16 protein-coding genes are annotated in these 20,584 nt (G+C 73.2%); 6 read left to right on the forward strand and 10 right to left on the reverse strand.

Features of this window, described 5'->3' with window-relative positions:
* Positions 1–69 precede the first annotated feature (69 nt).
* Entirely contained in the window at positions 70–1,323 is a 1,254-nt protein-coding gene (locus tag Asera_RS26960) for a helix-turn-helix domain-containing protein (RefSeq protein ID WP_030444394.1), read from the reverse strand.
* Positions 1,324–1,646: 323 nt separating this feature from the next.
* Positions 1,647–2,537 (reverse strand): metallophosphoesterase, encoded by an 891-nt coding sequence (locus Asera_RS26965; RefSeq protein ID WP_212804732.1) that lies wholly within the window; start codon positions 2,535–2,537, stop codon positions 1,647–1,649.
* A gap of 283 nt (positions 2,538–2,820) precedes the next feature.
* Between Asera_RS26965 and Asera_RS26970 the strand changes: the two genes are divergently transcribed.
* The gene (locus tag Asera_RS26970; RefSeq protein WP_030444392.1) at positions 2,821–5,148 is read left to right on the forward strand and encodes an alpha-L-fucosidase; all 2,328 of its coding nucleotides are present in this window, start codon (positions 2,821–2,823) and stop codon (positions 5,146–5,148) included.
* A gap of 138 nt (positions 5,149–5,286) precedes the next feature.
* Positions 5,287–6,138, forward strand: a complete 852-nt coding sequence (locus Asera_RS26975) for a class I SAM-dependent methyltransferase (protein ID WP_030444391.1) — start codon at positions 5,287–5,289, stop codon at positions 6,136–6,138.
* Positions 6,139–6,207: 69 nt separating this feature from the next.
* Here Asera_RS26975 and Asera_RS26980 read toward each other — a convergent pair whose 3' ends face one another.
* The 6 genes from Asera_RS26980 to ileS all read right to left on the reverse strand — a co-directional run bounded on the left by Asera_RS26980 (position 6,208) and on the right by ileS (position 15,407).
* Positions 6,208–6,882: an endonuclease V gene (locus Asera_RS26980; protein WP_030444390.1), complete on the reverse strand. Its 675-nt coding sequence runs from the start codon at positions 6,880–6,882 to the stop codon at positions 6,208–6,210.
* 185 nt (positions 6,883–7,067) lie between these two features.
* Complete coding sequence (locus tag Asera_RS26985; protein WP_030444389.1) at positions 7,068–8,084, reverse strand: ABC transporter permease; 1,017 nt, start codon at positions 8,082–8,084, stop codon at positions 7,068–7,070.
* A gap of 76 nt (positions 8,085–8,160) precedes the next feature.
* Positions 8,161–9,753, reverse strand: coding sequence for a sugar ABC transporter ATP-binding protein (locus Asera_RS26990; protein WP_035295124.1), 1,593 nt, complete (start codon positions 9,751–9,753; stop codon positions 8,161–8,163).
* Positions 9,750–10,883, reverse strand: a complete 1,134-nt coding sequence (locus tag Asera_RS26995; RefSeq protein WP_051801542.1) for a sugar ABC transporter substrate-binding protein — start codon at positions 10,881–10,883, stop codon at positions 9,750–9,752. Before Asera_RS26995 ends, Asera_RS26990 begins: the two co-directional genes overlap by 4 nt.
* Positions 10,884–11,029: 146 nt before the next feature.
* The gene (locus Asera_RS27000) at positions 11,030–12,061 is read right to left on the reverse strand and encodes a LacI family DNA-binding transcriptional regulator (RefSeq protein ID WP_030444386.1); all 1,032 of its coding nucleotides are present in this window, start codon (positions 12,059–12,061) and stop codon (positions 11,030–11,032) included.
* Positions 12,062–12,281: 220 nt separating this feature from the next.
* On the reverse strand, positions 12,282–15,407 hold the full coding sequence (ileS, locus tag Asera_RS27005) for an isoleucine--tRNA ligase (RefSeq protein ID WP_211255467.1): 3,126 nt from the start codon (positions 15,405–15,407) through the stop codon (positions 12,282–12,284).
* A 438-nt stretch (positions 15,408–15,845) separates the two neighbouring features.
* Between ileS and Asera_RS27010 the strand changes: the two genes are divergently transcribed.
* Positions 15,846–16,964 (forward strand): sulfite oxidase, encoded by a 1,119-nt coding sequence (locus tag Asera_RS27010; protein WP_035295119.1) that lies wholly within the window; start codon positions 15,846–15,848, stop codon positions 16,962–16,964.
* Positions 16,961–18,325, forward strand: a complete 1,365-nt coding sequence (locus Asera_RS27015; protein WP_030444383.1) for an FAD-binding oxidoreductase — start codon at positions 16,961–16,963, stop codon at positions 18,323–18,325. Before Asera_RS27010 ends, Asera_RS27015 begins: the two co-directional genes overlap by 4 nt.
* Positions 18,326–18,424: 99 nt before the next feature.
* On the opposite strand, the gene Asera_RS27020 is transcribed toward Asera_RS27015, so the two are convergent.
* Positions 18,425–18,847 (reverse strand): phosphatase domain-containing protein, encoded by a 423-nt coding sequence (locus tag Asera_RS27020; RefSeq protein ID WP_084130868.1) that lies wholly within the window; start codon positions 18,845–18,847, stop codon positions 18,425–18,427.
* Positions 18,844–19,770: a nucleotidyltransferase domain-containing protein gene (locus Asera_RS27025; RefSeq protein WP_342344428.1), complete on the reverse strand. Its 927-nt coding sequence runs from the start codon at positions 19,768–19,770 to the stop codon at positions 18,844–18,846. Before Asera_RS27025 ends, Asera_RS27020 begins: the two co-directional genes overlap by 4 nt.
* Positions 19,771–19,810: 40 nt before the next feature.
* On the opposite strand from Asera_RS27025, the gene Asera_RS27030 reads away from it, so the two are divergent.
* On the forward strand, positions 19,811–20,095 hold the full coding sequence (locus tag Asera_RS27030) for a hypothetical protein (RefSeq protein WP_030444380.1): 285 nt from the start codon (positions 19,811–19,813) through the stop codon (positions 20,093–20,095).
* Positions 20,092–20,382: a hypothetical protein gene (locus tag Asera_RS27035; RefSeq protein ID WP_030444379.1), complete on the forward strand. Its 291-nt coding sequence runs from the start codon at positions 20,092–20,094 to the stop codon at positions 20,380–20,382. The genes Asera_RS27030 and Asera_RS27035 overlap by 4 nt, the downstream gene beginning before the upstream one ends.
* The last annotated feature ends 202 nt before the right edge of the window (positions 20,383–20,584 follow it).

Genomic DNA, 20,584 nt, shown 5'->3' on the forward strand with positions numbered 1-20,584 from the left:
GGCCGGAGCCGGACGCTGCGGGACCGGGCACTTCGGGGCCGGCCGGCGGGTGATCGCCGGCGGGTGCGCTCACACCGCGACGCCGAGATGGTCGGCGAGTTCGGCCAGCGGCGCGGCCGGGGCGCCGTGACTGCGCCGCAGCACGCCGGTGAGCACCTCGTGCGCGTGCGGCCGGCAGCGGATCTCCGACGGCGCCAGCCGGTCCGCCTCGACCAGCAGCTCGGCGGCCTTGTCCAGGTCGCCGAGCTGGGTGTACGCCCGGCACACGTCGACCAGGTGGTGCGCCCGGCGCTCCGGCAACATCGCGCCGAACGCCTCCAGTTCCAGCGACTCGTGGGTGCTGATGGCGATGCCGTGCTCGCCGAGATCGACGGCGGCGGCGGCGCGGTGCAGTGCCACGTTCGTCGGGCCGAACACCGTCCAGTAGTGGTTGGCGTCGCGGCCGAGCCGCTCGGCCGCCTCGTCGGCGGCGCGCAGCAGGTCGCGGCTGGTGGCGAGGTCGCCGACCCGCGCCGCGGCCATCGCGCCCTGCAGCAGCAGCATCCCGTACACGCTGAGCCGCTGCGGCGTGGCCTCGGCACCGGACGCGGGGGCGAGCCGGTGCGCCACCTGCACGTTGAGATCCAGCGCCGGCCGGGCCCGGCCGAGCGCGAGCATCGCGTTCGCGACCCGGAAGGTGGCGACGCCGGCGAGCAGCGGATCACCGGCCCGGTGCGAGACGCCGATCGCCCGGTCGGCGGCGAGCCAGCCCAGCTCGTGCTCGCCGAGCTTACGCAGCACCGACGCGGCGATCTGGTACGTCTGGGCGAGCAGGTGCGCGGCGTTGATCCGGGTGCCGTTCTCGGTCGCGGTCACCGCCGAGCCCTCGTGCGCGGCGTCGGCGCTCTGCGCGTCGCGCAGCAGCTTCGGCAGCGAGCGCGCGACCATGCCGTACTTGGCGTGCTGGAACGAGGCCCAGGCGTGCGAGATGGCCTTGCGCAGCTCGTCCAGGGAGACCTGCTCGACCAGCGGCGGCTCGAAGAACGCCACCACCTGGTCGTAGTTCTCCAGCGCGGCCCGGATCTCCTCGACCTCGACCTGGTCGACGCAGTTGACGCTGTCGGGCTGCCGGTGGCTCTCGCCGCCGAACAGCACCTGCGGGTCGACCTTGAGCACGTCGGCGATCTCGTACAGCACGGAGAACTTGTCCAGCCGCCGCACGCCGCGCTCGACCTTGTCGACCCAGCTCTTCGACTTGCCGATCTGGTCGGCGAACAACTGCTGGGACATCCTTCGTCGGGCCCGCCAGTAGGCGACTCGGCGCCCGATAGGCAGCTCGTCCATTCCTGACCCCCTGTGCGCCGCTCGGCTGCGGGTCGGCGGATCACCGACGCCATCGACACGGTCGGGCCCTCGCGGGGGCGGCCGCGCCTGCCGGAACTCGTACGAACATCACCGGTCTTGCGCTGCGCAACTAACCATCGTGGTCGCGTTTCATAAGATTTCTACCATCTTGGTCGACCACTTCATATGGCGCAACGAACCGGAACGGGGGCAGGTGACGAGAATTCGGCCGTTCGCGTCACCCGGCCCGGTGACTGTCGCAATCGGCGCAGTTGATCGTTACGCGCCCGGCCGGGCTTCGGCGGACCGGCCGGGCGGTCCGGCTATCGCGCGGCGGCCCGGTAGGGCAGCCGGGTGACCAGGCACGGGCCGCCGGCGAACAGCCCGCCGTCGACCGACAGGGCGCGGCCGTCGGCGTACAGCAGCGGCTCGGTGACCTCGCTCGGATCGACGGCGAGGTGTTCCGGAATCGGGCTGTGTCCGTGCACGTACTGGTGGCCGCCGAGGGTGTCCAGCATCTCCGCCACCCGGGCCACGCCGTCCTCGCCGCGGAAGTCGTGTCGCCGGGTCAGCTGCCGGAAGCACTCCCACCACCGCGGTGCGTCCCCGTCGACCAGCTCGGCGCGCAGCGCGGCGACGATCTGCTCGACGCTGTCGCCGTAGTCCAGGTACGCCACCGTGTCGGAGTGCGCGAGCAGGAAGTCGTCGGCGCGCACCATCGCGGCCCGCTCGGTCAGCCACTCCGCCTCGTCGTCGGTCAGCGCGTCCAGGTCGCTGTCCCGGCCACCGTTGAGCTGCCAGGTGGTGCGGAAGCTGCGGGCACCCGCCGGCAGGTCGATCAGCTCGTCGCCGAACCGCCGGCTGCCCAGCAGCAGGATCTCGTGGTTGCCGAGCAACGTGTCGACCCGGCCGCCGACCGGCGCCGCCTCGCCGCCGAGCCGGCGCACCAGCCGGACCACCCCGATCCCGTCCGGGCCACGGTCGGTCAGGTCGCCCAGGAACCACAGCCGGGTGGTACCGCCGGACCAGTGTCCGTCGGCGTCGACCAGACCGTTGGCGGCGAGCGTGGCGAGCAGCGGCCCGTACTGGCCGTGCACGTCGCCCACCACGTACAGCGGGGACGGCGCGGCGCCCGGGGTCGCGGACTCGACCGGCACGAACCCGGCCGGCGCGGTCGACCCGGGCGCGGACGGTTCGGAACTGGAGATCGGCACGGGCACATGCTAGATGGCCCGACGTCCGGGTGCGGCACCGTCCGAGTGGTTCGGTGTGCCGCCCGGCGCGCCGCAGTGGACATGTCGGCCGTGCCGGGGCGGACCGCCGGGTGATCGCGCCGGTGCGTACCCGGTCGTCGGGGTTGACGTCTTCGCCCGGTCGCGGTCCAATGGCGCGTGGTCGATACATCCGACCTCTTTCCGGCCCGGTCCCGCGTTGATCCGCAAAACACGGCGGCTGACCGATTAGAGATCGGGTGAAACCACGGATCGGGAGGACTGCATGGGACTGCCCAGAAGACACCTGCTGACCGCCGCCGCCGGTACCGGCGGTGCCCTCGCGCTCGGCGCCGCGGCGCCCGCCCTGGCCGCACCGGCCGGCACCGGCAAGACCGCCGCCGGCGGGTCGGAACCGGCCGCCCCGGTACCGGTACCGATCGCCGCGAAGTATGACAACAACGGCATCGGCACCGCGCCCGGCGACGCGAACATCGACGGCAGCGGGTACGGGTTCCCGGCCGGCCAGCTGCCGTCGGGCAGCGTGACCGTCGACGGCGTGCCGTACGAGTTTCCGGCCACGACCGCCGCCGGCGCACCGGACAACCTCGTCGCGGCCGGCCAGACCATCGACCTGCCGCCCGGCCGGTACCTCGCCGCGTACCTGCTCGCCACCGCCACCTACGGCCCGGCCGGCGGCGACGCGACCGTGCACTACGACGACGGCAGTACCAGCACGGCACCGCTGTCCGCGCCGGACTGGTACGCCACCTCGGGCCAGCTCGCCACCACCGACCGGTACTCCCCCAGCGGGACCGACCACCACCCGGTCTCGATCTTCCCGGTGTCGGTGTGGTGCGACCCGAACCGCACCGCGACCGGGCTGACCCTGCCGACCACCGCGCAGCCGGCCGCGGGCAGCGCCAGCCTGCACGTGTTCGCGCTGTCGATGCAGCCGGTGACCGCCGGCAGGGCCGTGGCGGTCCGGGCCGCCGCGTCCACCACGCTGTGGCTGGGCACCGGGCGCTCGCAGGTCGTCGCGGTCACCGTGGCCAACCTGGGCAGCGAGCCGGTCACCGCCGCGCACCAGCTGACGGTGCGGGTCGTCGCCGACGGCGTGCACACCACCGCGCCGGCCCGCATCGCCCGGCTGCTGCCCGGCGAGCAGGCCCGGGTGCAGGTCGGCATCCGCTCGCCGGGCCTGCCGGCGGGGACGAAGGTCGACGGCACCGTCGAGGTCACCGGGCAGGGCGTGTCCGCGCAGCGGGACGTGACGCTGACCGCCGGCATCCCGCGCTACCGCGGCACCGAGGCGTCGCTTTCCACCCACCAGGCGCCCGACTGGTACGACGACGCCAAGTTCGGCATCTTCATCCACTGGGGCGTCTACTCGGTGCCCGCCTGGGCACCGGTCGGCAAGGAGTACGCCGAGTGGTACTGGGCGCAGATGAACAACCCGGACGACCCCACCTACGCCCACCACGCACAGACCTGGGGCGAGGACTTCGCGTACGACGACTTCATCCCCCGGTTCACCGCGGCGGCGTTCGACCCGGTGGCGTGGGTACGGCTGTTCGAGCAGGCCGGCGCGCGCTACTTCGTGCTGACCGGAAAGCACCACGAGGGGTTCGCGCTGTTCGACTCGCACGTCTCGGACCGCACCGCGGTACGGATGGGGCCGCGCCGGGATCTCGTCCGGGAGCTGTTCGACGCCGCCCGGCGGCACGCGCCGTCGCTGCACACCGGCGTCTACTACTCGCTGCCGGAGTGGTACAACCCGGCCGACCCGTGGCGCGGGCACGGTCCGCAGAATCCCTACACCGGGGCAGCGGAGCCCTACACCGGTGACCGGGGTGAGACCGACTACCTGCACCAGCTGCAGATCCCGCAGCTCAAGGAGCTGATCACCCGGTACCGGCCGGACGTGCTGTGGGGTGACATCGGCACGCCCGCAACGGATCCGTCGGTGGTGGCGCTGCACTTCAACCAGGCGCTGGAGTCCGGCCGGCAGGTCACGGTGAACAACCGGATGGGGCTGTCGACCAGCGACTTCAGCACTCCGGAGTACGCGTCGTCGTTCGCGCTGTCGACGGCGAAGTTCGAGGCGTGCCGGGGCATCGACCCGTTCTCGTTCGGCTACAACGCGGCGACCCCGGACGACGCGTACGCGACCGCCGAAGAGCTGGTCGGCCAGCTCGTCGACGTGGTCAGCAAGAACGGCAACCTGCTGCTGGACATCGGCCCGCGGGCGGACGGCACCATCCCGGAGATCATGGCCACCCGGCTGCGCGAGATGGGCTCCTGGCTGGATGTCAACGGCGAGGCCGTCTACGGCACCACCTACTGGGACAAGGGCGCCGCCGAGGGCGACCTGCGGTTCACCGTCGCCGGCGACCGGGCGTTCTACGTCAGTTCGCTGGTACGGCCCGGCTCCCAGCTGGTGGTGCACGCGCCGGTGCCGGTCACCACCGGCGACCGGGTGCACCTGCTCGGGTACCGGCCGGAGCTGTCCTGGCACCACCGCGACGACGGCGCCCTGGTCGTCGACGTGCCGTCCGCCGCGGCCGACGCCGGCCGGTACGTGTGGACGTTCCGCATCTCCTGGCCGGGCTGACCGGCCCGGCGGTACCGAGGCCGTCGGCTACACCCCCGGGGAGTACCACCGGGGATGTAGCCGGCGATGCGCCCGTGGCACGATGTCCGGCCCGGGGTGCCGGTGCGATGCTGGCGAAAACACCCCCGGGAGGTATTCATGGCGCAGCCCGCCAACACCGATCAGGCGCAGGCGTGGAACGGCTACGAAGGCCGGCACTGGGCCCGGCACCAGGACCGGTACGACGCGTTGAACGCCGAGCTGAACGGGCCGCTGTTCGCCGCCGCCGGCATCACCGCGGGCGACCGGGTGCTCGACGTCGGCTGCGGCAACGGCGCGACCACCCGGCTCGCCGCCCGCGCCGCCCGGCCGGGACGGGTGCTCGGGATCGACCTGTCCGGGCCGATGCTCGCCACGGCCCGGGCGAGCACCACCGCCGAGCGGCTCGACAACATCGACTACGTGCAGGGCGACGCCCAGATCTACGACCTCGGCGCCGCCGGCTTCGACGTCGCGATCAGCCGGGCCGGGGTGATGTTCTTCGCCGACCAGCGGGCCGCGTTCGGCAACATCGGCCGCGCGTTGCGCCCCGGCGGGCGGCTCGCGTTCGTCTCGCTCGGCGCGCCGAACGCCGACGACGAGATGTGGCAGCTGTTCGGCACCGTGCGGGCGCACGGCACGGCGACGCCGGACACCGGCCCGCAGCCGGACTCCCTCGCCGACCCGGCGCACATCGCCGCGGTACTGAGCGACGCCGGGTTCACCGACATCGCCGTCGAGCCGGCCCGGGTACCGCTGCGGTGGGGGCACGACGCGGCCGACGCGACCGAATTCCTGCTCGGCTGGGGCCCCGTACGGCACTGGCTGCGCGACGCCGCTCCGGCCGCCCTCGACGCCGCCCGTACCGACCTGCACGCCGCGCTGGCCCGGCACGAAGGCCCGGACGGCGTGCACACCTGGTCGACCTGCCTGGTCACCAGCGCCCGGCGCCGGGAGTCCGACACCCGCTGACCACCGCCATCGTCGGCCCGGCGTCCCACGGCGGTCAGCAGCCATCGTCGGCCCGGCGGGCCGCGGCGGTCAGCCGCCGGCGGCGAGGGCGTCGCGGCTGAGCCGGTCGGCGCGGCGGGTGGTTTCCGGCAGCCGGTACCGCGGGGTCAGCCGCAGCGCCAGCGCGCACGCCGCGTCGAGGTCGAGCCGGTGACCGACCGAGACGTACACCGGCTTGACGCCGTCGCGGGTGCGCAGCGCACGCCCGACCACCTCGCCGTCGGCCACCAGCGCCGAGCCGTCGCCGCGGCGCGGGCCGGGCTGCTCGTACCGGCCGGACAGCGGGGTCTTGGCGATGCCGACCGCCGGCCGGTCCAGCAGTACGCCCAGGTGGCAGGCGAGGCCGAACCGGCGCGGGTGCGCCAGCCCGTGTCCGTCGCACACCAGCACGTCGGGCACCGTGGCCAGGGCCGCGAGCGCCGCCAGCAGCGCCGGCAGCTCGCGGAACGCGAACAACCCCGGTACGTAGTCGAACGCGGCGACACCGACCGCGGTGGCCTGGTCGACCGGGGCGAGCGTGTCCGCGTCCAGCACCACGACCGCGGCGGCCAGCCGGTCGTCGGCACCGTACGCGACGTCCAGGCCGGCCACCGTGCGCAGCGGCGCCGGCAGCGAACCGGCAGTGCGCACCAGTGGCCGCAGCCGGTCCTGTTCGGCCCGGGCCTGCGCGGCGGTGGCCGGCCGGTCGAACTCGGGTACCCGCACCCGGCAACGGTAACGGGCGGTGCTCCGCCGCCCGCCTGCCCCCACCGCACGGCCCGGCGGAGTCACACCGCCCGGCCGAACCACACCGCCCGGCGGCCCGCACCGCCATACCGCCCGGCCGGCCCGCACCGCTCGGGATCGCGCCGCCTGCACCCCGGTCCGCGCACCGCATGGCGGTGCGTCGCTCACTCGCTGCTGCGTTCGCCACCCACCAGCCGGGACAGGGCGAGGGCGACCAGAATGACCGCGCCGTCCACCGCGTCGATCCAGTAGCTCTGCACCTGGGCGAGTGCGAGCAGGTTCTGCACCAGTCCGAGCAGTACCACACCCGTTGCGGCGCCGAGCATGTTGCCGCGCCCGCCGTTGAGGCTGACGCCGCCGATGACCGCCGCGGCGAACACCGTGAAGATCAGGTTCGTGCCCTGGTTGGCGGTGACCGCGACGACCCGGCCGGCCTCCATCAGCCCGCCGAGCGCGGCGAGGCCGCCGCCGACGATGAACACCCCGATGCGGATCCGGTCCACCTTGATGCCGGCCGCGCGGGCCGCCTCCCGGTTGCCGCCGATCGCGTACAGCGACCGGCCGGTCCGGGTGTACCGCAGGTAGAGCCCGGCGACCACGAAGATCACCGCGGCCACCCACACCGAGATCGGGATGTCGGCGAAGTAGAACGAGCCGAGCGCGATGAACGACTTCGGCAGGCTGCCGACGGTGTGTCCGGACACGATGCCGGTCTGCACCCCGGCGAGCAGGATGTACATCGCGAGCGTCAGGATGAACCCGTTGATCTTCGCCTTGACGATCATCGCGCCGTTGAACAGTCCGATCAGCCCGCCGACGATCAGCCCGGCGAGCAGCCCGAGCAGCGGGTTGATCTCGATGCCCAGCCCGGACGAGGCGGCCGGCGCCACCAGCCACGCCGCCACCATCGCCGACAGCCCGTAGTTGGACTGCAACGACAGGTCCATGCTGCCGGCGATCAGGATCAGCGTCTCGGCGACGACCACCACGCCGAGCGCGGAGATCTGCTGGCCGACGTTGGCGAGGTTGGTCAGGGTCAGGAACGAGTCGCTGACGAACGCGCCGACCACGCACAGGATCACGATCACCGGGATCAGCGCGAACTGCTGGATCAGGTTGACCGCGGCACCGCGCCGGGCGCCCGCGGCCACCAGCGCCGGCTCGACAGTCGTGTCGCTCATCGTCGTTCCTCCTCCGTCGGAACGACGATGAGGCACCAAGGCACCCGATGCCCATGATTCGCTCGCTGGCGCTCGCTCATTGCTGCGCTTCTCCCTCGGTACCGGCCTGCCTGCCGTCCTGCTTGTCCACAGTGGACGATGTAGCCGCGCCGGCCAGCCCCTCGGCCGCGGCGATCAGCCGCTCCCGGTCCCAGGGCGGTTCGGTGAACTCGGCGAACACGCTGCCGCGGACCAGCACCACGATCCGGTTCGCGATCGCCAGATCGGCCAGGTCGTCGGAGACCAGCAGTACGCCGGCGCCACCGTCCCGGGCCTGCTCCAGCGCGCCGAGCAGCGACCGCTTCGACGCGACGTCGACGCCCTGGGTCGGCGCGACCGCCACGACCACCTTCGGCTCGCGCGCCAGCGCCCGCGCCACGACCACCTTCTGCTGGTTGCCGCCGGACAGCTCGCCGACCGGCTGTGCGGTACCGGCGGAGACCACGTCGAGCCGGCCGGCCAGAGTGCGGGCGGCGGACCGGTGCCGGGCCGGGGCGAGCACCCCGTACCGGGTCAGCCGGTCGTTGATCGTCATGGTGATGTTGTCGGCCACCCCGAGCAGCGGCACGTAGCCGCGGTCGTGCCGGTCCTCCGGCACGTAGCCCACGCCGCGGTGCAGCGCCACGTCCGGCCGGCCCGGCGGTACCACCCGGCCGTCCAGCAGGATCTGGCCGCTGAGCGCCTTCACCAGGCCGGCGACCGCATCGGCCAGCGTGGTGGTACCCGAGCCGGCCAGGCCGAGCAGCCCGACGCACTCGCCGGGTCGCACGTCCAGGCTCACCCCGGTGACGCTGCCCCGGCCGTCGACCGCGGTCAGCTCCCGCACGCTCAGTACCGGTTCGGCGGTGGTGTCGCCGGTCGGTGCGGCGTCGATCGTGGTGGCGTGCACGCCGGCCGCGTCGGCGGCGCCGACCATCGCGGCCACCAGCTCGTCCTGGCCGATCTCACCGACCGGCGCGGTCCGCACGTGCCGGCCGTCGCGCAGCACGGTGACCTCGTCGCAGATCTCGTACACCTCCTCCAGGTGATGGGAGATGTAGAGGATGCCGACGCCGGCCGACAGCAGCGGCCGGATCCGGTCGAACAGCCGGCTCACCGCCGCCCGCTCCAGCGCCGCGGTCGGCTCGTCCAGGATCAGGCACCGGGTACCGGCCGACAGCGCGCGGGCGATCTCCACGATCTGCCGCTGCTCCACCGAGATCGCGCCGGCCAGCGCGGTCACGTCGAGCTCGACACCCCAGTCGGCCAGCACCCGCGCCGCCTCGGTACGCATCGCGGCCGGGCTGATGAGGCCCCACCGGCGGCGCGGCTGCCGGTTGAGGAACATGTTCTCGGCCACCGTCAGCGTCGGCACCAGCATCGAGTGCTGGTACACGCAGGCCACCTTGCGGCGCCACGCCGCCGGGTCGCCGACCGGCGGGGCCGGCTCGCCGTACAGCCGGACGTGGCCGGCGTCCGGGCGGCGCAGCCCGGTCAGGATCGACACGATCGTCGACTTCCCGGCACCGTTGCGGCCCACCAGTCCCAGGCACCTGCCCGGTTCGATGGCCAGACTGACGTCGTCGAGGGCGCGGGTGCGACCGAAGGTCTGGGACAGGCCCGCGGCCTCGATGACGGCGGTCGAGGTCACTTCGTGGCCGCCTGGTTGCCCCACAGGCTGGGGTCGTCGACGTTCTGGCTGGTGACCAGCGGCGCCTTGATCGGGTCCTCCAGGTTGCTGCCGACCGTCACCAGCGGCCCGGCGCCGGACGCCGCCTGCTGCCCCTTGGCGTACTTCTTGCCCATCAGGGCGTCCCGCGAGTAGGACACCGCGTACTTCGCGTAGAGGGTGGCCGGCTGGGAGACCGTCGCGTCCAGCACGCCGTCCCGGATGTCCTTCATCTCGAACGGCACGCCGTCGTTGGACACCATGATGATGTGGCCCGGCTTGCCGACCGGCTTGTACTTCCCGGCGCTCTTCTCGGCCTGGATGATGCCCGGCACCGGGCCGCTCCACTGGGTGTAGATGCCGACCAGGTCCTTGTGGCTGGACATCGCGGTGGCCGCCGCCGTGGTCGCGGTGCTCGCATCCCACTTCGTCGGGTACTTCGCGACCTTGAGCTTCGGGAACTTGCTCGCCATGCACTTCTCGAACGCGGTCGAGCGGTCCCGGCCGTTCAGCGACGACAGGTCACCCTGCAGCTCGGCGACGGTACCGGAGGTGGCGTGCTTGCCGATGTACTCGCACGACTCGGTGCCGTACAGCTCGTTGTCGGCGCGCACGATCATGTACGTGTCGCCGGCGGTCGGCGCCACGTCGACGGAGACGACCGGGATGCCCTTGCTCCTGGCGTAGTCCAGCGCCGGCTTGATCGCCGCCGAGTCGACCGGGTTGACGATCAGCGCCTGCGCGCCCTCCGAGATCAACGTACGGATGTCGGAGATCTGCTTGCCCGAGTCGTTGTTGTTGACCAGCGGCCCGATCAGCTTCGCGTGGTACTGCTTGGCGTACTGCTTCTGGTAGCCGATGTAGGAGGTCCAGAAGTCGGTGTTGTTGAGCGCCAGCGAGACGCCCAGCTTGAACGTCTCGGTCTTGCCGAGCTTGCTGCCGCCGGAACCGCCGGACGCCGAGCCCGGGCCCGACTCGGAGCAGGCCGCGAGCGGTCCCACCAGCAGCGCCGCCACCGCAGCCAGGCCGATCAGCCGTCGGGCGCCGCGCCTGGTCGAGCCCACCTTGCGCGGCCACACCGTACCGGTACGCCGCGTACCATCCGTGCCCACCTGTCCCCCTCCGCCGGATCGGTTCCCGCGTGGACCGTCTTGGATAGACAATTCACGTCGCAGCGCGACACTAACCAGGCAGTCATCGGATGACAAGACCGCACGAATGCCGAAACAGGCGAGACAGTGCCGGAATCAGCGGTTGCTCATCGGATGTCAGCGGCTGCGCGCTCTCCGGAGCCGCGCGGAATGATCCGGGTCGGCAGGACCACGGTGCGGTGCGGGCTGTCGTCCCCGTTGAGCCGGGCCACCACCCGCTCGGCGGCGATGCGCCCCATCTCCTCCGGCTCGTGGCCCACCACCGTGATGCCGAGGACGTCGGCCAGGTCGAAGTCGTCGAAGCCGACCAGCGCCGGCGGCGTGGGCACCCCGGTCAGCGCCCGCAGCGCGCCGGCGGTGTTGACGTTGTTGCTGGTGAACAGCGCGGTCGGGGCCGGATCGGTGGCCAGCAGGTCGCGGGTGCTGCGGGCCGCGGTGGCCTGGTCGTGCGAGTCGGCTCGCACGTACCGCTCCCACTGCAGCACGCCGGCCGCCTGCATCGCGTCGGCGAAGCCGGCCATCCGCTCCCGCTGGGTGGCGAGCCGGGACAGGTCGCCGACGAACCCGATCCGCCGGTGCCCGGCGCGCAGCAGGTGTGCCACGCCGGCGCGGGCACCGGCCCGGTTGTCCACCAGTACGGTGTCGACGGCCAGCCGCACCGGCGGGCGGTCCAGGAACACCACCGGAGTCCGGCCGTGCTCCGGCTCCAGGTAGGCGTGGTCGGTACCGCTGGGCACCACCAGCAGCGCCCGCACCCGCCGCTCCAGCAGCTCCTCGACCAGCGACCGCTCCTGGGTCGAGTCCTCGTCGGTACTCGCGGTCACCAGCTGCAGGCCGGAGGCGCGCAGCACCCGTTCGGCGCCGCGGGCGATGCGCGAGTAGAACGGGTTCGCCAGGTCCGAGATGATCAACCCGACCGAGGTCGAGGTGGCGCCGGAGCGCAGCTCCCGGGCGATCCGGTTGAGCCGGAAGCCGAGCGCGTCGGCCGCACCGCGCACCCGCGCCGCGGTGGCGTCCGAGACGTGCGGATGCCCGTTCAGTACCCGCGAGGCGGTCTTGAGGCTGACCCCGGCCTCGGCCGCCACCTGGCGCAGCGTCGGCCGTGCCGCCCGCCCGCCCACCGCATCCGGACCTTCCATCGTCACCCCTCGCTGTCGGGCGCCCGTACCGCAGCAGCGTAACGACCGCGGTCGCCGGCACCCGACCGCGCCGGTGACCGGACGCCGGACCGTACCGACGACACGGCGCCCAGCCCCGGGCGGTACCGACGACCCGGCACGGCAGCCGGGCCGTACCGACGACCCGCCACGGGGCCGTACCCGTCGGGCGCCGTGCCGGCTGCCGGTACGGCCCCGCCGCTCAGGCCCGGCGGAGCCGGAACGTCAGGCCGAGACCGTCGTCGGTGAACGGCGTGCCGAACCCGTTGCCGTCACCGGTACCGTGCGCGAAGTCGACCGCGAGGACCTCGTCGGCGACCAGCGCGGCGTGCTCGGTCAGCGCGTCGGCGGTCTCCGCCTCCGCCGCGTCCCAGCGCACCGCGATCCGGTCGGACACCTGCAGCCCGCTCGACTTGCGCGCCTCCTGGATCAGCCGGATCGCCTCCCGGGCCAGCCCGGCCCGGCGCAGCTCCGGCGTGACCTCGAGATCCAGCGCGACCGTCGCGCCGGACTCGGCGGCGACCGCCCAGCCCTCCCGCGGGGTCTCGGTGACGACCACCTCGTCGGCGGACAGCTCGATGCGCTCCCCGTCGACCTCGACCGCGGCGGTACCGGCGCGCAGCGCCGCGGACAGCTCCGCCGCGTCGGCCGCCGCGATCGCCGCGGCCACCGGCTGGGTGCGCCTGCCGAACCGCTTGCCCAGGGCACGGAAGTTCGCCTTGGCGGCCACGTCCACCAGCGAGCCGCCGACCGCGGCGAGCGAACCGAGCTCGGTGACGTTCAGCTCGGCACACACCTCCGCCGCCAGCTCGGCCGGCAGCTCGTCGGCACCGGCGGCGGCGACCAGCGCCCGCGACAGCGGCTGGCGGGTCTTCACCTTCGCCTCGGCGCGGGCGCTGCGACCCAGCTCCACCAGCCGGCGAACCAGCGCCATCTGCGCCGACAGCCGCGGGTCGATCAGCGCCTCGTCCGGCTCCGGGAACGACGTGAGGTGCACCGACTGCGGCGCCTCCGGGGTCACCGGCCGGACCAGGTCCTGCCAGACCCGCTCGGTGATGAACGGGACGATCGGCGCGAGCAGCCGGGTCACCGTCTCGATCGCGGTGTGCAGGGTGGCGAGCGCCGCCGGGTCACCCTGCCAGCAGCGACGCCGCGACCGGCGCACGTACCAGTTGGACAGGTCGTCGACGAACGCGGCGAGCAGCCGCCCGGCGCGCTGGGTGTCGAACCCGTCCAGCGCCGCGTCCACGTCCCGGACCAGCGTGTTGAGCTCGGACAGCAGCCACCGGTCGAGCAGCGTGCGCTGCGCCGGCGCCGGATCGGCCGCCGACGGCGACCAGTTCGCCAGCCGCGCGTACAGCGCCTGGAACGACACGGTGTTCCAGTAGGTCAGCAGCGTCTTGCGGACGACCTCCTGGATGGTGCCGTGGCCGACCCGCCGCGCCGCCCACGGCGAACCGCCGGCCGCCATGAACCAGCGCACCGCGTCCGCGCCGTTGGCCTCCAGCAGCTCGATCGGGTCCAGCATGTTGCCCAGGTGCTTGGACATCTTGCGGCCGTCCTCGGCGAGGATGTGCCCCAGGCACACCACCGTCTCGTACGAGGAACGGTCGAACACCAGGGTGCCGACCGCCATCAGCGTGTAGAACCAGCCGCGGGTCTGGTCGATCGCCTCGCAGATGAACTGCGCCGGGTAGGTCGACTCGAACTGCTCGACGTTGCGGTGCGGGTAGCCCCACTGCGCGAACGGCATCGACCCCGAGTCGTACCAGGCGTCGATCACCTCCGGTACCCGCCGGGCCTCGTCGCCGCACTGCGGGCAGGTGATCGTCACCTCGTCGATGTACGGCCGGTGCGGGTCCAGGCCGGTCAGGTCGCGCCCGGCCAGCTCGGCCAGTTCGGCCAGCGACCCGACGCAGGTCAGGTGGTCGGACTCGCAGCGCCAGATCGGCAGCGGCGTGCCCCAGTAGCGGGTCCGGGACAGCGCCCAGTCGATGTTGTTGTCGAGCCAGTCGCCGTAGCGGCCGTGCTTGACCGTCTCCGGGTGCCAGGTGGTGCGCTCGTTCTCCCGCAGCAGCGCGTCCTTGACCTGCGTGGTGCGGATGTACCAGGACGGCTGCGCGTAGTACAGCAGCGGGGTGTGGCAGCGCCAGCAGTGCGGGTAGGAGTGCTCGTAGGCCACGTGCTTGAACAGCAGGCCACGGGCGGCGAGGTCGTTGGTCAGCGCCTCGTCGGCGGTCTTGAAGAACACCCCGCCGACCAGGCCCACCTCCGGCGCGAACGTGCCGTCCGGGCGCACCGGGTTCACCACCGGCAGCCCGTAGCTGCGGGCCACCTGCATGTCCTCGGCGCCGAACGCCGGCGACTGGTGCACCAGGCCGGTGCCGTCCTCGACCGTCACGTAGTCGGCGTTGACCACGTAGTGCGCGTCCGGGATGTCCACCAGCTCGAACGGACGCTGGTAGCTCCAGCGCAGCATCTCGCGGCCGGTGAACCGTTCACCGGTGAGCGTCCAGCCCTCCCCCAGCGCCGAGCCGACCAGCGGCTCGGCCACCACCAGCCGCTCGGTACCGTCGGTCGCCACCACGTAGTCCACCTCGGGGTGCGCGGCGACGGCGGTGTTGGACACCAGCGTCCACGGCGTGGTCGTCCAGACCAGCAGCGCCGCGTTGCCGGCCAGCGGGCCGGAGGTCAGCGGGAACCGGACGTAGACCGACGGGTCGACGACCGTCTCGTACCCCTGCGCCAGCTCGTGGTCGCTGAGCCCGGTGCCGCACCGCGGGCACCAGGGCGCCACCCGGTGGTCCTGGGTCAGCCGGCCGTCGTCGAAGATCTTCTTCAGCGACCACCACACCGACTCGATGTAGCTCGGGTCCATCGTCCAGTAGGCCTCGGACAGGTCGACCCAGTAGCCCATCCGTTCGGTGAGCTTGGTGAACGCGTCCACGTGCCGCCGCACCGAGGCCCGGCACTTCTCGTTGAACTCGGCCACCCCGTACGCCTCGATGTCGGGCTTGCCGCGGAACCCCAGCTCCTTCTCCACCGCCAGCTCGACCGGCAGGCCGTGGCAGTCCCAGCCCGCCCTGCGGCCGACATGGAACCCCTTCATCGTCTTGTACCGCGGGAAGACGTCCTTGAACACCCGCGCCTCGATGTGGTGCGCGCCGGGCATTCCGTTCGCGGTCGGCGGGCCCTCGTAGAACACCCACTCCGGGCGACCCTCGGTGTGCGCCATCGACTGGGCGAAGATCTTGTTGTCCCGCCACAGCGCGAGCACCTCGTGCTCCAGCGCCGGCAGGTCGACCTGCGCGGGCACCTCGTTGTACAGCGGCGTGTCGGTCATCGACGCTTCCTCCGGCGGGCGTGTGTGCGACTCCGTCGAAGGGACGAGGACCAGGCCCCGCGGTACCACCCTCCTTGGCCGCGCCGGGCGCGACCCACTCTTGTGGTGCGATGTCGGTTCTACTCACCGGTGACCGGTTTTCTTCCGACGGCTCCGGGGTGATCTCACCGCGCGCGCACCCACCGGGCTCCCACCGCCCCCGGCTCGCTGGGCCAGCAACGACCCGGACCGCCAGCGCCGCTACCTGTCCCCATCACGGCCGACCACAAGTCTAGCCACCGGCCCGCGCCGGGTCGAACCGGATGAGGCGGGGTGGACCAACGGCCGGCTCGCCCCGTCCGGACGGTCGGTCCGCGCCGCCGTTCGACTCCCTCGGCGCCGGGCCGGCCGCGCGGGCCGTCGCGCTGGTTCACCCTGAGGAGGGTGGACACCGCACCCGGCACGCCGGCCCGAGTGGCCGGGCCGGCCGAGCTGATCGGACTGGACGAACTGCGGTTGGCCGCCCGCAACCACGGGATGCCGCTGGAGGCGCTGCGGTACGACGTGACGCCGCCCGGGCTGCACTACGTGCTCACCCACTACGACATCCCCGACGTCGACCCGCAGCGCTGGGAACTGACCGTCGACGGCGCCGTTGGCCGGCCGCGCCGCTACTCCGCCGCCGACCTGCGGGCCGGTCCCCGCCAGACGGTGCGGGTGACGCTGGAGTGCGCCGGGAACGGGCGGGCCCGCCTCGTTCCGCGGCCGGTGAGCCAGCCCTGGCTGGACGAGGCGGTCGGTACCGCCGACTGGACCGGGACACCGCTCGCCGCGCTGCTGTCCGAGGTGGCGCCGGCGGACGCGGCGGCCACCGTCGTGTTCACCGGCGCCGACCACGGCACCGAACGCGGCGTCGAACAGGACTACCAGCGAGCGCTGCCGCTGGCCGAGGCGATGCGCCCGGAGGTCCTGCTCGCCGACGAGATGAACGGCGCTCCGCTGCCACCGCAGCACGGCTTCCCGCTACGCCTGGTCGTGCCCGGGTGGTACGGGATGGCGCACGTGAAGTGGTTGCGTGCGATCACGGTGCTGACCGGCGGGTTCGACGGCTTCCAGAACACCGTGGCGTACCGGCTGAAGCAGGCCGCCGGCGAGGACGGCGAGCCCGTCACCCGGATCCGGCCGCGCGCCCTGCTGGTGCCGCCCGGCCATCCCGACTTCATGTCCCGCACCCGGTTCCTGCCCGCCGGCGAGCACGTGTTGACCGGGCGCGCCTGGGCGGGGGCGGGCCCGGTACGCCGGGTCGAGTTCTCCGCCGGGGGCGACTGGGTCGACGCCGACCTGGGATCGGCACCCGGGCGCTGGGCATGGCGGCCGTTCACCGTGCGGTGGCGGGCGGCCCCCGGCCGGTACGTGCTGAGCGTGCGGGCCACCGACGCGACCGGCGTGGCCCAACCGGTCGACCCGGCCTGGAACGTGCAGGGCATGGCGAACAACGCGGCCCAGCGAGTACCGGTGGTGGTGACGCCGGTCGGCGAGCCCGGAGAGCAAGGTGCGAGATGACGACGCTGGACGAGCTTCGCGGACAGGTACGTGGAGCGGTGGTGACCGAGCAGGACGACGGGTACGACCAGGCCCGGCGGGTCTACAACGCCATGATCGACCGGCACCCCGCCGTCGTGGTGCGGTGCGCGGACGACACCGACGTGCTGGCCACCGTCGGGTACGCCCGGGACAACGACCTCGACCTCGCCGTGCGGGGCGGCGCGCACAGCGTGCCCGGCTTCGGCACGAACGACGGGGGCGTGGTCTGCGACCTGTCGGCGATGACCGGCGTGTGGGTCGACCCGGCGGGACAGACCGCCTGGGCCCAGGGCGGCAACACGTGGGGCAGCTTCAACCACGCCACCTACGGCTACGGGCTCGCCACCACGGGCGGGATCATCGGCAGTACGGGCATCGGCGGGCTCACCCTCGGCGGCGGGATCGGGTACCTGACCCGCAGGTACGGGCTGACCATCGACAACCTGCTGGCTGCCCGGGTGGTCCTCGCCGACGGGCGGGCGGTGACCGCCAGTGCGGACAGCGAACCCGACCTGTTCTGGGCGCTGCGCGGCGGTGGCGGCAACTTCGGGGTGGTCACCGGGTTCCGGTACCGGATGCATCCGGTGCGCGACATCATGGCCGGGATCTTCTTCTACCCGCTCGACCGGGCCGCCGACGTGCTCGCGGCGTACGACTCCTACATCGCCGACGCGCCCGCCGAACTCGGCGCCTTCCCGGCGTTCCAGATCGCGCCGCCGCTGCCGTTCATCCCGCCACAGGAGCACGGCAAGCCGTTCGTGATCACGGTGGCCTGCTGGTCCGGACCGCCCGAGGACGGCGAGAAGGTGTTCGCGCCGCTGCGCGACGCCGCGCCGATCGTGGCCGAGATGGTCGCCCCGATGCCCTATCCGATGCTCAACTCGCTGTTCGACGAGCTGCTGCCGGCCGGACTCCAGCACTACTGGAAGACGGTGTTCTCGCCGCCGCTGAGCCCGGAGGTGATCGCGGTGCACGCCGAGCACGGACCACGGGTACCGGCGTTGCAGTCCACGATGCACATCTACCCGATCAACGGCGCCAGCCACGACGTCGCCGCCGACGCGACCGCCTTCACCCACCGCGACGCCAAGTACGCCACGGTGATCGCCGGGATGTGGCCGGACGCCGCCGACAACGACGCCAACATCGCCTGGGTACGGGACTACTACGCGGCGCTGCGACCGCTGTCGCAGGCCGGCGAGTACGTCAACTTCATGGCCGGCGACGACCAGGAGAAGCTGCGGGACTCCTACGGCGTCAACTACGACCGCCTCGTCGACGTGAAGCGCCGCTACGACCCCGGGAACCTGTTCCACGACAACCAGAACATCGCGCCGTAGCGTACCGGCGGATCGCCGGCGCGGATGCCGCCGCGCCGGCGCCCCGCGGTGAACTCGCCCTCGGCGGGCCGGGTCAGAAGTCGCCCTCGGCGACCTGGGTCAGAAGTCGCCTTCGGCGACCTGGAAGACGGTGAGGCCGAGCTCGCGCCAGGCGCGTACCACCTGGTCGCGGTCGTCGAGCACGAGCAGCACCTGGTAGCACGGCTCGATGTGCTCGCGGTACAGCTCCGACTTGACGACCCAGTCCTTGCGCCGGTCGCCGGCGCGGCGCATGTGCAGCCCCTCGTGCGCCACCGCGACGTGCTCGCCGAGCCAGCGCTCGGTGGCGGCCCGGCAGCCGTCGGTGCGCCCGGAGCAGAACACGATCCGCTGCCCCGCCGCGTGCAACGCTCGCACCGCCGTGATCACCGGCAGGTTGGGCGTGTCCAGGTGGACCCGGCTCTCGTCGTACGGCGAGCGGTCGCCGCGCAATGCCACCGTCCCGTCCACGTCGACCAGCACCGCGCTCGGCCGCTTCGTCACGCCACGCCCTCCGTCCATCGTGCCGCCCGCACCGATCGCAGCCAGCGCTCCACCGCCGGCTCGTCCGGCCGGTCCGGTAGCGCGCTGCGCGCGGTGTCCAGCGTCTCGCGGGCCCGGTCGACGAGCCGCCGCGCCGCGGCACGGTCGCCGTCGGCCACCCGCTCGCCGAAGGCCCGGACCCCGGCCGGGTCGGCCAGCCGGATCCGCACGGTACCGGTCCGGTACAACTCCTCGCCCTGCGCCACCGGCCGGGCCAGGTGCCGGGCGTGCTTGGCCTCGCGGCGCCGCACCCGCCCGCGGTCGGCGGCCGGCACCGGGCCGGCACCGGACAGCGCCCGCAGCCGGCGGGTCGCATAGCCCAGGTACGCATCGCGCACCCGCGGCGCGGACAGGAACGCGGCGCGGATCGCGATCAGCCGCTCGCCCAGCTCGGTGCGCACCTCGTACAGCTCGGCGGGCAGCCAGAGCAGTTCGGTGGCGGTCGGGTTGGCGTTCAGCGCCAGCCGGCACCACTTCGCCGCCTCGTGCATCGTCACGTCCGGCGCCGTGGTCACCACCGACTCGGTCGGCCGGCGCAGGCCGTGCAGTTCGACCGTCGGTACCGCGAAGACGCCGAGCCGGTCGATGTCGGAGCCGGGGCCGGCCAGGCCGTACGCGGTGGAGCCGACCACACCGGACAGCAGCACGTGCATCGGCTTCTCCTCCCGGTGCCGTTCGAGCGGCAGGCTATGCGGCGGCCGGACCGGGTACAACCGGGTTGCCGGGCGGTTCGGTGGAGACCGGGACGGCCCACCCAGTCGGCCGGAAATGTCACACCCGGCGGCTAGCGTCGGTACCGAATCCCGCACCGGTCCGGCGCGACGGTCGTGCCCCGGCACGAGCGCCGGGTGGCCGGCCCTGTCGTCGGCGACATTCCGGGCCACCGATCGGGTGCCTCGCCGTTTACGTTCGTATACAGTGGAGATGGTCGTGGACGAGACCTACCGGTTCGACGACGAGAGCTACCGCCACCTCGGCGCGGCGGGCGTCGGCTGGCAGTCGGTGCTCGACGTGCTGCACGCCCGGCCGCGGCTGCGACAGCACCTCGGCGGCGTGCTGCGGGTCGCCGCCGCCGACCGGGACGGCCGGTGGCTGACCGTGGCGCTCATCGAGGAGGGCGACGACGGTTACCTGGTGGTCTCGGCCCGCGACCTGTCCGACCCGGAGCAGGCCACGGTGCGCCGGCTGATCGAGGGAGGCTCGGCATGACAGGTAACCGGGACGACGCGATCAAGGCGATGGCGTCCGACGACTGGTCCGGCGCGCAGGTGGAGCGCTCGCCTCGGCGCGCCTCCACGGTGTTCTCGGTGCGGCTGCCGGCCGAGCTGGCCGACTGGCTCGCCGGCGAGGCCGACCACCGGCACGGCACCCCCAGCACGGTGCTGCGCGACCTGGTCGCCGCCGCGGCGCGGGCCGCGCACTCCGACAGCACCGTCACCCTGCGGCTGTCCGACCTGCACCGGGCCATCGACGCGCTCGCCCACCCCGCCGCCTGATCCGGGACCGGGCCCCGCGCGGACCGGGCCCGACGCCCTGTGGCGCGCTCGCCGCCGCCGCACGTGACCGACGGGTACCCGCTCGGCCGGGTCGGCACGCCCGCGGACGTAGCGGGCGGTGCACTACCTTGCCTCGGCGGCCGCCGGGTTCGTCACCGCGCCGTACTGCCGGTGGACGACGGGCTGTCCATCGCCTCCCCGG

The organism is Actinocatenispora sera (assembly GCF_018324685.1).
In the GTDB taxonomy this organism is placed as follows: Bacteria; Actinomycetota; Actinomycetes; order Mycobacteriales; family Micromonosporaceae; genus Actinocatenispora; species Actinocatenispora sera.